Source organism: Nocardia sp. 2TAF39, assembly GCF_052114905.1.
GTDB lineage: Bacteria > Actinomycetota > Actinomycetes > Mycobacteriales > Mycobacteriaceae > Nocardia.
Map to the genome: position 1 here is coordinate 39,202 of NZ_JBFRFQ010000040.1, position 12,484 is coordinate 51,685.

General features: G+C 68.3%; 13 protein-coding genes. 6 read left to right on the forward strand and 7 right to left on the reverse strand.

Annotated elements, in window-relative coordinates; translation table 11 throughout:
- Nucleotides 1-165: 165 nt before the first annotated feature.
- Entirely contained in the window at nt 166-873 is a 708-nt protein-coding gene (locus tag AB4Z47_RS22715) for an ArsR/SmtB family transcription factor (protein WP_441953333.1), read from the reverse strand.
- A 64-nt stretch (nt 874-937) separates the two neighbouring features.
- Here AB4Z47_RS22715 and AB4Z47_RS22720 point away from each other — a divergent pair, with 64 nt between their 5' ends.
- The 3 genes from AB4Z47_RS22720 to AB4Z47_RS22730 all read left to right on the forward strand — a co-directional run bounded on the left by AB4Z47_RS22720 (nt 938) and on the right by AB4Z47_RS22730 (nt 2,554).
- Nucleotides 938-1,159 (forward strand): hypothetical protein, encoded by a 222-nt coding sequence (locus AB4Z47_RS22720; protein WP_441953334.1) that lies wholly within the window; start codon nt 938-940, stop codon nt 1,157-1,159.
- A complete protein-coding gene (locus AB4Z47_RS22725; protein WP_441953335.1) occupies nt 1,156-1,935 on the forward strand; it encodes an isocitrate lyase/PEP mutase family protein in 780 nt (259 codons plus the stop codon). Before AB4Z47_RS22720 ends, AB4Z47_RS22725 begins: the two co-directional genes overlap by 4 nt.
- Nucleotides 1,936-2,140: 205 nt before the next feature.
- Nucleotides 2,141-2,554, forward strand: a complete 414-nt coding sequence (locus AB4Z47_RS22730) for a hypothetical protein (protein ID WP_441953364.1) — start codon at nt 2,141-2,143, stop codon at nt 2,552-2,554.
- 336 nt (nt 2,555-2,890) lie between these two features.
- On the opposite strand, the gene AB4Z47_RS22735 is transcribed toward AB4Z47_RS22730, so the two are convergent.
- Nucleotides 2,891-3,382: a pyridoxamine 5'-phosphate oxidase family protein gene (locus AB4Z47_RS22735; protein ID WP_441953336.1), complete on the reverse strand. Its 492-nt coding sequence runs from the start codon at nt 3,380-3,382 to the stop codon at nt 2,891-2,893.
- A gap of 62 nt (nt 3,383-3,444) precedes the next feature.
- Between AB4Z47_RS22735 and AB4Z47_RS22740 the strand changes: the two genes are divergently transcribed.
- The gene (locus AB4Z47_RS22740) at nt 3,445-4,416 is read left to right on the forward strand and encodes a helix-turn-helix transcriptional regulator (protein WP_441953337.1); all 972 of its coding nucleotides are present in this window, start codon (nt 3,445-3,447) and stop codon (nt 4,414-4,416) included.
- A gap of 51 nt (nt 4,417-4,467) precedes the next feature.
- Here AB4Z47_RS22740 and AB4Z47_RS22745 read toward each other — a convergent pair whose 3' ends face one another.
- Nucleotides 4,468-5,685, reverse strand: a complete 1,218-nt coding sequence (locus tag AB4Z47_RS22745) for an epoxide hydrolase family protein (RefSeq protein WP_441953338.1) — start codon at nt 5,683-5,685, stop codon at nt 4,468-4,470.
- Between the two features lie 63 nt (nt 5,686-5,748).
- Between AB4Z47_RS22745 and AB4Z47_RS22750 the strand changes: the two genes are divergently transcribed.
- The gene (locus AB4Z47_RS22750; RefSeq protein WP_441953339.1) at nt 5,749-6,717 is read left to right on the forward strand and encodes a helix-turn-helix transcriptional regulator; all 969 of its coding nucleotides are present in this window, start codon (nt 5,749-5,751) and stop codon (nt 6,715-6,717) included.
- Between the two features lie 23 nt (nt 6,718-6,740).
- Here the strand turns inward: AB4Z47_RS22750 and argS are convergent, their stop codons facing one another.
- From argS to AB4Z47_RS22765, 3 genes are all read right to left on the reverse strand, one after another.
- A complete protein-coding gene (gene argS / locus AB4Z47_RS22755; protein ID WP_441953340.1) occupies nt 6,741-8,525 on the reverse strand; it encodes an arginine--tRNA ligase in 1,785 nt (594 codons plus the stop codon).
- A gap of 147 nt (nt 8,526-8,672) precedes the next feature.
- Complete coding sequence (locus tag AB4Z47_RS22760) at nt 8,673-9,866, reverse strand: Cmx/CmrA family chloramphenicol efflux MFS transporter (protein ID WP_441953341.1); 1,194 nt, start codon at nt 9,864-9,866, stop codon at nt 8,673-8,675.
- 270 nt (nt 9,867-10,136) lie between these two features.
- Nucleotides 10,137-10,349, reverse strand: coding sequence for a hypothetical protein (locus AB4Z47_RS22765; protein ID WP_441953342.1), 213 nt, complete (start codon nt 10,347-10,349; stop codon nt 10,137-10,139).
- Between the two features lie 126 nt (nt 10,350-10,475).
- Between AB4Z47_RS22765 and AB4Z47_RS22770 the strand changes: the two genes are divergently transcribed.
- Nucleotides 10,476-11,036, forward strand: a complete 561-nt coding sequence (locus tag AB4Z47_RS22770; RefSeq protein WP_441953343.1) for a TetR/AcrR family transcriptional regulator — start codon at nt 10,476-10,478, stop codon at nt 11,034-11,036.
- Here the strand turns inward: AB4Z47_RS22770 and AB4Z47_RS22775 are convergent.
- Nucleotides 11,029-12,483 carry a GntP family permease gene (locus tag AB4Z47_RS22775; RefSeq protein WP_441953344.1) on the reverse strand — a complete coding sequence of 485 codons (1,455 nt, stop codon included), beginning with the start codon at nt 12,481-12,483 and terminating at the stop codon, nt 11,029-11,031. The genes AB4Z47_RS22770 and AB4Z47_RS22775 overlap by 8 nt on opposite strands.
- Between the last annotated feature and the right edge of the window lies 1 nt (nt 12,484).

Consider the following 12,484-nt stretch of genomic DNA (forward strand, 5'->3'; position numbering starts at 1 on the left):
AGCACGGCATCGAGCACCTCCGGCGGCGGAGTACCCACCCCGCCGGCGCATCGGATGCCGGCTTACCGTCGCGCCGGACGCCGCACCCCGGTGGGTCCCTGTCGCCCGTACGAATCGGCCCTGCGGCGGTATGTCGAGCCCGGCACAGCAGCAACCTGCGCCGGCTCAGCGCAGCGCCGCCGGGTCGATGCCGAGTGCGTCCGCCAGCCCGGCTTCACCTTCCGGGGTGACGCGCACGGCACGTCCGGTGCCGACGCGCGTGATCCAGGCCAAGTCCCGCAACCGGCGGCACAGCTGCGCGCCCGCCGAGCCGCCCAGGTGGGTGCGGCGCTCGGTCCAGTCGAGGCAGGGGCGTACGACCGGACGCCGAGTGGCGCGCAGCGCCGCCGGATCGACGCCTATCGGGCCGGTGAGCCAGGCAAGCCCCGTCGCGGTGAGCACGAAACCGCCGTCGTCGTCGAGCAGGCCGCGCGCGATCATGGCCCCGGTGACGGCGACGCCGAGACGACCTGCGAGGTGGTCGTAGCAGGTGCGGCCACGGGCGAGCGCGGCGGCAACGCTGACGGTGCGCAGTCCGGTCACCGCGGCGCCGGGCGGGCCGAGATGGGCGACCATGGTCTCCAAGAGTTCCGCGACGTGCGGGCCGGCCAGCTGGACGTAGCGGTGGCGGCCCTGGCGGCGTTCGATCAGCAGGCCGCCGTCGAGCAGGCGGTCCAGGTGCTCGGTGGCGGTGGACGGCGCGACACCGGCGTGGCGCGCGAGTTCGCCCGCGGTCCAGGCCTGGCCGTCTATCAGGGCGAGGCACATGTCGGCGCGGGTTCGGTCGGCGAGCAACGTGGCCAGGCCCGCCAGTTCGGCTCCTCTGGTCGGCACCACACCATGATCGTGCACAGTTGTTTCGGCAGGCGCCGAAATGATCGCGGGATAGCGTCGCGGTATGACGCGGACATGCCCATTGATCAGCGAGCCCGAGCAAGTGCGTGCGGTGCTCGGGGTTCCGTCGACCTCGACCGGTATGACGTGGGTGCGCGTGCACGTCGCCCAGTTCTGCGACGAGGCGCAGCATCAGCGGCGGGCATTGGTGCAAGCCGAGTTGGGGCGGCTCTCGCCTGCCGAGGCGAGTGCGCACGCCCGCGCGGCGGCGGGCAGCCGTCGATGACCAGAGCCGAGACATTCCATGCGCTGCATTGCCGCGCCGAGCCGCTCGTTCTGCCGAATGCCTGGGACTTCGGTTCCGCGGCAATGCTTGCGGCCGAAGGGTTCCCAGCGATCGGCACCACCAGCCTCGGGGTGGCGGCCGCGGCGGGGCTCGCCGACGGCACCGGGGTCACCGGCGACGAAACCCTCACGTTGGCGCGACGGCTCGCCAGGCTGCCGGTGCCGGTGACCGTCGACATCGAGGGTGGGTTCAGCGACCGTCCGGCTACGGTCGCCGAATACGTCGGACGGCTGGCCGAATTCGGTATCGCCGGAGTGAATCTGGAGGACGGCCGGGCGGACACCGCGCTGGCCGAACCAAAACATCAGGCCGAGCTGATCTCCGCGATCAAGGCATGTTCGCCGGAGCTGTTCGTCAATGCCCGCGTCGACACCTACTGGTTGAACCTCGAACACAGTGCGACCCTCGCCCGCGCCGAGCGGTACATCGCCGCCGGAGCCGACGGCATCTTCGTCCCCGGCCTGGCCGATCCGGAAGAGATCGGCCGGTTGGTCACCGTGATACCCGTGCCCGTCAACATCCTCTACTCGGCGACCGGGCCGTCGATCGCGACGCTCGCAGAGCTCGGTGTCCGCCGGATCAGTACCGGCTCGCTGCTGTACCGCGCTGCCCTGGCCGCAGCCGTCGACGTCGCGCGCGCGGCGCGCGACAGCACGCCTGTCACCACCGAGGTTCCGAGCTACCGCGAGATTCGCACCATCACCCGACCCGACTGAGACAACGGCCGGACGGCCCGCGACAACTCGGTATGGACGTCCGATGGTCGGCATTCTCGTGATGAGGGGCGCTCGCGGGGAGGACACCCGCTGGGAATCCGCCGAGCAGTGCCGCACAAAGTTCGGTCGCCGCTGTCGATCTCCCGGGAATCCGTTCGGGTAGGAGGTGAAGCCGGCACCAGGCCGGCCCCACGAAGGAGCGGACATGAGCAAGATCATCGCGGTGGAGCACCTGACCCTGGACGGTGTCATGCAGGCTCCCGGACGGACGGACGAGGACACCAGGGACGGATTCGCGCACGGGCCGGAAAGGCCGATCCTGCACGAGCATGTCGGTGGTGACCACGAATCGGCCGTCCGGCGCGGCCACCATCGCCGCGTCGGGCTGGGCCCACCGCTACAACGATCCGGTACAGGCCGAGGTGATGGGCAGGCACATGGCCGCGCACCGCGGCGCGCTGCTGTTCGGCAGACGCACTTACGAGGATTTCGCCGGGTACTGGCCGCGACAGGTCGGCAACCCGATCAGCGACGTGCTGGACAAGACCGAGAAGTTCGTCGCCTCCCGCACCGCGACCGCGCCGCTGCCCTGGCAGAACTCCACTTTGCTCCCGCGTGACGCCGTGACGGCGGTACCGGAACTACGGATGGTGGACGAGCTGGCACTGGCGCACCGAGAACGCCGCCGAACGGGACTTCCTCGCCCGTCGCCGAACCGAGGTCGGCGGGAGCGAGTCGAACTGATAGCGGCACAATGCATTCCGTTCTTTGCGCCATCTGGACAGTCGTCGCTCGAACGGGTGAGGCCGACGGCGAGCGGTTCTCCCTGCGATCGGGCGCAGCGGACAACGACCCGCTACTCAGCAAACCTGCCTGTTGCAGGAAGGTCAGGTTGTCCTCCAGGTGCCAGTCCTCGCACGCGCTGCGGTGGCCGCCGCGAGTCGGGCACCGTACCTCAGTGTTTACGCACCACGCGCTCACCCTCGCCCGGCTTCCAGATGGTGACGTCGAGGTGGTTGTCGACGACTTCCACCGTCGAAGCGCCGATGAGATCGGCGACGTAGAAGTGGTCGAACTCCTGGCCCCGGATGTCGAACCCGCTGTCGTCGAAGAGTTTCTGGGCGAAGCGGGCGTGCACGTCCTTGTCCGGAAGGTCGACGACGGTGCCGAAGAGCTTGGCGTCACCGTCGGACACATTCGTGTCGACGGTGGCGGTGTGCAGGCAGAACCGCGGATCACGCGCCAGATCACGGAACTTGGTCGTCCCCGGCATACCGGCGATCACGAGCATCCCCTCGAAGACGCTCGGCTCGATCGGACTGATCCGCGGGAATCCGTCGGAACGGAGGGTGCCGAGCATGCAGAGATTGCCCGCGGCCCGGTGCCTGCGGGTGAAGATCTCGGCGACGCGGGGGGCTTCTTCGACGAATGCGCTCCAAGTGGTCATGGCGACGACGGTACGGCGTATTCATGACATCTTCTGTCAGGTTTTCCGGCTAGTCTCGCGACATGCGGGCGAGTCGACTGGTGCAGCTGCTGTTGCTGCTGCAAACGCGGGGCCGCACCACCGCGCCGGAACTGGCCGAGGAACTGGAAGTGTCGGTACGCACCGTCTACCGGGACGTCGAGGCGCTCTCGGCAGCCGGCGTACCGGTCTACAGCGAGCCGGGCCGCAGGGGCGGCGTGCAACTGGTAGACGGCTACCGGACCCGGCTGACCGGACTCACCACCGCGGAGGCCGACGCGGTGCTGCTGGCCGGATTACCCACTGCCGCAGCAGATCTCGGGCTCGGCACGGTGCTGGCCACCGCGCAACTGAAGATGCTCGCCGCATTGCCGCCCGAACTGCGCGGGCGTGCGACGCGCATCGCCGAGCGCGTGCACGTCGACGCACCGGGCTGGTTCCACCAGCCCGACGAGACACCGACGCTCGCCACCGTCGCCGACGCGCTCTGGCACGACCGCAGGCTGCACGTGCGCTACGGCCGCAAGGACAAGGTTGTCGAACGCCACCTCGACCCGCTCGGCCTGGTCTTGAAGGCGGGCACCTGGTACCTCGTCGCACGCGGCGGATCGAAGGTCCGCTCCTACCGGGTGGGCCGGATTCTCGCGGCCGAGCCGACCGCCGAGATCTTCGTCCGTCCCGCGGACTTCGACCTGCGGGCGCACTGGTCCGACGCCGCCGACGATTTCGCACACTCGATGCTGCGCGTCCGCGCGCGCTGCCGGATCGCGGCCACGCATCTGCGGCTGCTGCGACTGATGAACGATCCGGTCGCGGTCGCGGAGGCGATGGCGTCAGCGGGCCCGCCCGATGCCGAAGGGTGGGTGGAGGTGATGGTGCCCTCGGAGTCCTACGAGGTGCTCGCACACGGCATTCTGCCGCTCGGTGAATTCCTGGAGGTCCTCGAACCTGCCGAATTGCGCGCCCGGCTCGCGGCCACGGCCGCGGCCATGCACGCCCGCTACTCCGGCGCGTAGACCGCTGCCGCCCTGGGCGGGCACCCGGGCGGCGGCGGAACACCCGAGCGGTCAGCGCAGCGACCGGAAGAACTCCCGCACGTCCACGGTCAGCAGATCCGGCGCCTCCATCGCCGCGAAATGCCCGCCGCGGTCGAATTCGGTCCACCGGACGATGTTGTGCTCGTTCTCGGCCAGCTTGCGGATGGACATGCTCCCGGGGAAGATCGCCGCCGCGGTCGGCACGCCGGACTTCTGCAGCGTCGCGCCCCACGCCGCGGACTCGCTGTAGAGCCGAAGCGACGAGGCAAAGGTCCCGGTGAACCAGTAGAGGCTGATGTTGGTCAGCAGCGCGTCCCGGCCCACCGCGTCCTCGGGCAGTTCGATCGCCGGATTCGTGTACTGCCGGAACAGGTCGGTGATCCAGGACAGCAGCCCCGCGGGCGAGTCGTGCACGCCGATCGCCAGCGTCTGCGGCCGCGTGGATTGCACCATGGCGTAGTCATAGCGGGAATGGCCTTCCGGGCCGGTCAGTGCCGCCAGCTTCGCCTGGTCCTCGGGGCTGTACTCGGATTCGCCATCGCCCCGAAACGATTCGCCTGCGGTCGTGGATTCGTCCGCGCCACCACAGGGTTCGGCGTCGCCGCTGTCCCATCCTGGGATGGTGATCGGCCCGTTCACGTGGATCCCGGCGAGGTGCTCGCCCGCGATGTGGCCCAGCCGGCTCGCGACGAAGAAACCTGCGTCGCCACCGTGCACGCCATAGCGGTCGTAACCGAGTCGCGCCATGAGTTTCGCGACCACTTCCGCGAACTGCTCGGTCGCGCCCGCCCCGACGGCGGTTGCCACCTCGGAGAACGCGAAACCGGGCAGCGAAGGGATCACCAGGTGGAAGGCGTCGGCCGGGTCGCCACCGTGCGCACGCGGATCGCTCAGCGGTCCGATCACGTCCAGGAACTCGACGAACGAGGCCGGCCAGCCATGATTGAGCAGCAACGGCAGCGCATCCGACTCCGGCGACCGGACATGCAGGAAATGCACCTGCTGCCCATCGATCTCGGTGGCGAACTGCGGCAGCTCGTTCAGCCGGGATTCCGTCGCGCGCCAATCGAATTCGGTGTGCCAATATTCGGCCAGCGGCCGCAGATACGACACGCGCATGCCCTTGTCCCAGCCGACACCGGGCAGGTCGTCCGGCCACAGCGTATTCGCGAGCCGGTGGTGCAGATCGTCGATCCGGTCCTGCGGGATGTCGATGCGGAAGGGGTGGATGTCCTGTTCGGTGCTCATGGCGACCAGGTTAGGAACCGCTTAGGACAGTTTTGTTCCTAACGTCCTGGCATTCTGGACGTCATGCTGGAAACCTCGGCGCGATTGCTCAAACTGCTGGGCCTGCTGCAGACCCATCGCGACTGGACCGGCGCCGAACTGGCCGAACGGCTCGGCGTCACCGGACGCACAGTGCGCCGCGATATCGACCGGCTGCGCGAACTCGGCTACCCGGTGCACGCCACCCGGGGCGCCGCGGGTTATCGGCTCGGCGCGGGCGCCGCGCTGCCGCCGCTGCTGCTCGACGACGACGAGGCGGTCGCGGTGGCGGTCGGCCTGCGCAGCGCCTCCGGTGGCACCGTGACCGGCATCGAGGAGGCATCGCTGCGGGCGCTGACGAAATTGGAGCAGGTGCTTCCGCCGCGGTTGCGCCACCGGGTCCGCACGCTGCGCGGCGCCACCCTGCGCGTCGCCGCGCCCGGCGCGACCGTGCCGCCGGACACGCTGATGGCCATCGCGGAGGCGTGTGATCGGCACGAACGCCTGCGGTTCGACTATCGCGCGCACAGCGGCGCGTCCAGCGTCCGCTCGGTCGAGCCGCACACCCTGGTGCATTTCAGCAGGCACTGGTACCTGGTCGCCTGGGATGTGGACCGCGCCGACTGGCGCACCTTTCGTGCCGACCGGATCACGCCGCGAATCCCCACGGGGCCCCGGTTCTCGCCGCGCGAACCGCCGGAAGGTGATGTGGCCACGTATCTTTCGATGCGATTGTCCGCCCGCTCGTGGCCCTATCAGGCGACGGTGCTGCTGCACAGTTCCGCCGAGGACGCCGCCGACAGCGTATGGCCCGGCATGGGTGTCGTGGAGGCCGTCGACGACCGAAGCTGCCGGCTGTACGTCGGCGGCGAGTCCCCAGAAGGGCTGGTCTGGATGATCACCTCGGTCGACATCGATTTCACCCTGCTGACCGGTCCACCGGAACTGGTCGGCGCGATCCGCGCCCAGGCCACTCGCTGCGACCGTGCGGTGCGCGACTTCCCCGTACCGTAATTCCGCGGTGTGCCACACGACCATCACATGCGTTCGGGCGCAGCGATTCCCAGCAAACCGAGTCCGTGTTCGAGCGTGCGCGCGGTGAGTTGGCACAGTGCGAGCCGATTGGCGCGGGCCGGTTCCTCGGCCTTCAAGACCGGGCAGGTGTCGTAGAAGGCGGTGAAGTCGCGGGCCAAGTCGTAGAGGTAGCTGCACAACCTGTGTGGTTCCAGCGTGGCGCCGACTTCGGCGACGGTCGTGCCGTAGACATCCAGCTCCAGCGCCAGCGCGCGTTCGGCCGGCGCGAGGGCGATATCGACGTTCACCGCGGTGACGAGCTGATCTGCCTTTTGGAGGATGGATCGAATCCGGGCGTGCGCGTATTGCAGGTACACCGCGGTGTTGCCGTTGAGTGCCACCATGCGGTCGAGGTCGAACGTGTAGTCCTTGATCCGGGAGGTGGACAGGTCGGCGTACTTGACCGCACCGATGCCGGACTGTTCGGCGATCTCGTCCAGGTCCGCCGAGGGGAGATCGGGGTTTTTCTCGGCGACAATCCGCCGCGCCTTCGTGACAGCGTCGTCGAGCAGGTCCATCAGCCGGACCGTGCCGCCGGCCCGGGTTTTGAACGGCTTCCCATCGGGGCCGAGCACCGTGCCGTAGGCGATGTGCTCGGCGTCGACGTCGTCGATGAGCCACCCGGCTCGCCGGGCGGCCTCGAATACCAGCTGGAAGTGCAAGGCTTGCCGCGAGTCGGTGACATACAGCAATCGATCCGCACGCAGGGTGTTGATGCGGTATCGAATCGTCGCCAAATCGGTTGTGTCATAGCCGTATCCGCCATCGCGTTTGCGGACCATCAACGGAACCGGTTGGTCGTCGGGACCGGTGACCTCCTCGGAGAACACGACCAAGGCACCCTCGCTGTCGACGGCGATGCCCTTGCCGATGAGCTCGTCGATCGTCTCGGCGAGCATCGGGTTGTAGAACGACTCGCCGACGTAGTCGTCGGCGGTGAGCAGCACACCGAGCCGGTCGTAGATGTCGCCGAACGCCTTCTCCGATTCGGTGACGATCTCGCTCCACCGAGCCAGCGTCGCCGGGTCGCCGGACTGCAATGCGACCACGCGCGCTCGCGAGCGGTCCGCGAACTCGGCACCCGCGTCGAAAGCCGCGCGTGCCGCCTTGTACAGCCTGTCCAGCGCGGACACCGCTGAGGCGTCGCCGGTGAGGTCGTCGTGACGCCACTGCGCGTCCGGGTGTTCGTCGAGGTATTGAATGAGCATTCCGAACTGGGTTCCCCAGTCCCCGAGGTGGTTCTGGCGAATCACCTCGGCACCGAGGAAGGCAAGCACACGAGCGAGACTGTCACCGATGATCGTCGTGCGCAGGTGTCCTACGTGCATCTCCTTGGCGATGTTGGGCGCCGAATAATCGACCACGATCCGTCGGCCGACCGCGGAGGCGTCGACGCCGAGACGTCCGTCCGCCAGCCGGGCCGCCGCCTGCTCCCAGACCACCTGGTCGGGCATCGTGATGTTGAGGAACCCCGGCCCGGACAACTCCACCGACGCCAGCCGCGGATCCGAGGCGGACTCGAGCGCCGCGGCGAGCTCACCGGCGAGTACGGCAGGCTTCATCTTCAACCGTGCGGCGAGGGCGAGAGCAGCGTTCGCTTGGAAGTCGGCGTGCGCGGATCGTCGGACAACCGGGTCTGCTCCCGCCGCTTCGGGGCGGGTTCGGCTGATCGCGTCGGAGACAGCGGCAGCAACCTGATCGAGCAGCGGGAGTACCCCGGAACGGCGCACGGGCAGATTCCTCCTCATGGTAAGGACTCACCAGTATTTCAGGTACATCTGCGCTGTCGCGGTTGATCGCTTCGAGTGTTCGTTGTGGCTGTTGCCTGAACCGTGTGCCATCGAGCTCGTCAGCGCTGTGCCGGCTATCGCCGACCTGCCCCGGAAAGCTGAGCGTCAGCATGCACCGACACGCACCGCCTCAACCGGCGCCGCGATGCGCCGACGACCGACCAGGACGACAGCCACCGCGGCAAACATGAAGGCGCTGCTGCACCACAGCGCCGTCGTGGGGTGGGCGGTGTGGTCGACGACGACGCCGGCAGCGGCGGGGCCGAGGACGGCACCGACGTTGAACGCTGTGGTCGCCAGTGCGCCCGCGATGCGCGGCGCGGCGGGCGCAGCGGTCTGCATGATCGTTGCGATCAGGGTCGACCCGACACCGAATGCGACCGCACCCGCCGCCGTCGCCGTGATCGACACGCCGGTCAGTGTGTGCGCGGTCAGAGCGGCAAGCAGCCAGACTCCGACGAGCACAATCGTTCCGACAGTGACGATCCGGCTGCGATAGCGGTCGACATAGCGGCCGGTGAGAGTCACACCGACGAACGAACCGATGCCGAACAATGCCAGCACGACCGGAACCCAACGGCCCGTTGCCCCGGGTATGTCGCCAGTGATCGTGCCCAGGTAGGTGAACCCGGCGAACGTTGCCGCGTTGACCAGCACACCGACGATGACCGCACTACCGACCGGCCGTCTGACCACCACGGCCCACTCTCGCCACATCGACGGACCCTGCGCGTCCGGGCGGTCACGCTCGGGCACGTCACGACGAACCAGCGCCCACACCGGCACCAGCGCCGCCCCACCGACAATGGCAACAGACCAGAACGCCGAACGCCATCCCCAGACCTGTCCGAGCAATGTTCCGGCAGGCACACCGGCAATGCAGGCGACCGTCACCCCGGACACAACCACAGAGGTGGCACGTCCGACCATGGCCGGGCCGACCCACCGCGGCAGAGCCGCCAACACTGTCGCCAAGAATCCGGCATTGGCGACCGCCGCGACGCCCCGGCTCGCCAGCAGCGCCGCGAAATCCGTTGTAACAGCACCGACGACATGAGCGACACAGAACAACGCCAAAAATGCTGCTGTCGAATACCTGACCGGCAACCGGCCTGCCGCCATCGCCATTACCGGCGCCCCGAGCACCATGCCTGCCGCGAACAGCGACGTCAGCAACCCCGCGGCCCCAGGCGAGACCCCGACGTCGGCAGCGATCTGCTCCAGCAACCCCGACACCATGAACTCGGACGTGCCCTGGGCGAAGACCGCAACAGCCAGCACGAACACTACAACGGGCATAGAAAGACAACTCCCCGGATAGCGAGGGCACCACGCACAAACATGGGACCCGAGATCGTCGCAGAATCGGGCGAACCATCACCCGACAGCAAGAAACCAACATCGCCCGGCGTTGCGAAATACCCACCCGCCACCAGTCGCTCAACGACCGGGCAGGCCACGCACTCACAACGCCGCCCAGCACACAGGCCGGACGGCTACCGTCTGGACGACTCCGGAGAATTCACGCCCACACCATAACAACCCACCCACGTCCAGCCAACGCGGTAACTACAACGGCATAACCCGCAACAGCTGATTGCAGGTCCAAACCCACATCGGCGCAAGCGATTTCATTTGCGCCGAGGCAGGAAGTACGCGGACCGGCGTGGTGTGGATCTCGGCGGCGGGCGCGAACGAAAGCTGCGCCACCACGCCGATGCGGCGCGACTGGGTCGCGACCATCTGGGCGCGCGGCCTGCGTTCGCGGCCGTAGCGGGTCACGCCGCCGCCTTCGGCCGCCACTGGCCTGCTCGACAGGGGCGAGCTGTCATGACCCACGCAGGACCACGGATGCAGTGTCGAGCAACATCGCTGTAGCACGCGTCACTACCGATGTAGTATCACTATGTGCCCGCGAAGCGCGAACTCCTCTTGGACGCGGCGATCGACCTGCTGGGGTCGCACGGCACACGCGCGCTCACCCACCGCGCGGTCGACAAGGCCGCAGCCATGCCCAGCGGGTCGGCTTCCAACTACTTCCGCACTCGCGAGGCGCTGCTGATCGGCATCGCCGAGCGGCTGGAGGAACGCGACTACGCGGACTGGGAGGCGCTGAACCGGACACCAGCACCGCGCACGATCACCGAGCTCGTCGACGCTATGGCGGGCTTCGTCGCCCACGCGGTAGCGGCCGATCGCACCAGGACACTCGCCAGATACGCCCTCTTCTTGGAAGCGCAGGCAGTGCCCGCGCTGCAGGAAACCGTGCGACGCGGGCACCATCGGCCGACCGAATGGGCGGCGACCCTGCTGGCGAACGTCGGCGCCGAGCGGGCGGCGGCGAAGATCCTCGTCGACTACCTCGATGGCGCGATCCTGCACCAGGTGGTGAGCCCCGTGCCGGACTTCGACCCGCACGGCGCGTTGAACCGTGCGGTACGCGCGCTGGTCGGCGCCGAGCTCAGCTGACGAGGGCGAACAGAATCGCGGCCACCGCGAAACTCACCACCGACAACACCGTTTCGAGCACGGTCCAGGTCTGCAGCGTCTGCTTCACCGTCAGGTTGAAGTACTTCACTATGATCCAGAACCCGCCGTCGTTGACGTGGCTGAGGATGATGGAGCCCGCCGCGATGGCCATGGCGATCAGGGCAATGGCCACCTGCGAGTATCCCTGCCCCGCGACCAGCGGGGCGACGATGCCGCCGGTGGTGACGATGGCGACCGTGGCCGAGCCCTGCGCGATACGCAGCCCGCAACTGATCAGATAGGCCAGCACGATCACCGGCAGCCCGGCCGCGGACATGGTGTCGGCCAGCGCGGTGCCGATCCCGGTGGCGGAGATGACCTTTCCGAAGAACGCGCCCGCGCCGACAACCAGCAGCAGCATGCCGACCGGCCGCAGCGACTCCGCGGTGAGGGTGCTCAGTTCCTGCACGGTGGATCCGCGCCGGACACCGAGGACGAAGAAGGCGACGAGCACCGCGATGAGCAGCGCGACCGCCGGCGTGCCGAGGAAGGTCAGCACCGACAGGAGCGTGGAGCCACCATCCAACAGCTGGGTGCCGAAGGTGGCGCCGAGGATCAGCAGCAGCGGGATCGCGATAATCGCCCCGATCACCCAGACCGACGGCGGCCGCACCTCGGTGCTCGTCGCCCCCGCTGCCTGCAGCGCGCCAGGCCCGTCACCGGCGTTCGCGGCGACCTTGCCCTCGGGCCGCACCAGGAACTCGGCGGGTACCTCGACCTGTACCCGCTTGCCGATGTAAGTCCCCCACACCAGACCGGCAGCGATGAATCCCGGAATGCCGCAGACGAATCCCATCAGGATCAACCATCCGAGGCTCACATCGAGCAGCCCGCCGAGCGCGACCGGACCGGGATGCGGCGGTAGGAACGCGTGCGTCATGGACAATCCGGCCAGCATCGGCATGGCGTAGAGCACCAGTGACCGGCCCCCTCGTTTGGCGGCCACGTAGATCAGCGGCGCCAGCACGAAGATGCCGATGTCGAAGAAGACCGGGATGCCGAAGATCAGCCCGAGCAGGCCCATGGCGACCGGAGCGCCCTTGTCGCCGAACAGACTCAGCAACCTGCCGGTCAAGACATCCGCGCCGCCGGAGCGTTCGAGGATCGCGCCGAGCACCGTGCCGAGCCCGATGATGACCGCGATGTGCCCGAGGATGCCGCCGAATCCGGTCTCCAGCAACGACTCTCCGGGCTTGATTGCCGTTCCGACGATCTTGGTGACTGGCAGCCCGGCGGCGAGCGCCAGCCCCAGTCCGGTCAGCAGCAGCGCGATGAACGGCTCCAGCTTGAGCTTGATGATGGCGAGCAGCAGTACGGCAATCGCGAGACCGCAGAGCACCAGCAGCCCTGGGGTGGTGGTGCGCAGCCAGTCGACGGTGGCGCCCATG

Bases quoted from the DNA above. Each gene is read 5' to 3' on its own strand.
- AB4Z47_RS22720 (WP_441953334.1), top strand. From the start codon at position 938: ATGACGCGGACATGCCCATTGATCAGCGAGCCCGAGCAAGTGCGTGCG.
- AB4Z47_RS22725 (WP_441953335.1), top strand. From the start codon at position 1,156: ATGACCAGAGCCGAGACATTCCATGCGCTGCATTGCCGCGCCGAGCCG.
- AB4Z47_RS22730 (WP_441953364.1), top strand. From the start codon at position 2,141: ATGAGCAAGATCATCGCGGTGGAGCACCTGACCCTGGACGGTGTCATG.
- AB4Z47_RS22735 (WP_441953336.1), bottom strand. From the start codon at position 3,382: ATGACCACTTGGAGCGCATTCGTCGAAGAAGCCCCCCGCGTCGCCGAG.
- AB4Z47_RS22740 (WP_441953337.1), top strand. From the start codon at position 3,445: ATGCGGGCGAGTCGACTGGTGCAGCTGCTGTTGCTGCTGCAAACGCGG.
- AB4Z47_RS22745 (WP_441953338.1), bottom strand. From the start codon at position 5,685: ATGAGCACCGAACAGGACATCCACCCCTTCCGCATCGACATCCCGCAG.
- AB4Z47_RS22750 (WP_441953339.1), top strand. From the start codon at position 5,749: ATGCTGGAAACCTCGGCGCGATTGCTCAAACTGCTGGGCCTGCTGCAG.
- argS (WP_441953340.1), bottom strand. From the start codon at position 8,525: ATGAGGAGGAATCTGCCCGTGCGCCGTTCCGGGGTACTCCCGCTGCTC.
- AB4Z47_RS22760 (WP_441953341.1), bottom strand. From the start codon at position 9,866: ATGCCCGTTGTAGTGTTCGTGCTGGCTGTTGCGGTCTTCGCCCAGGGC.
- AB4Z47_RS22775 (WP_441953344.1), bottom strand. From the start codon at position 12,483: ATGGGCGCCACCGTCGACTGGCTGCGCACCACCACCCCAGGGCTGCTG.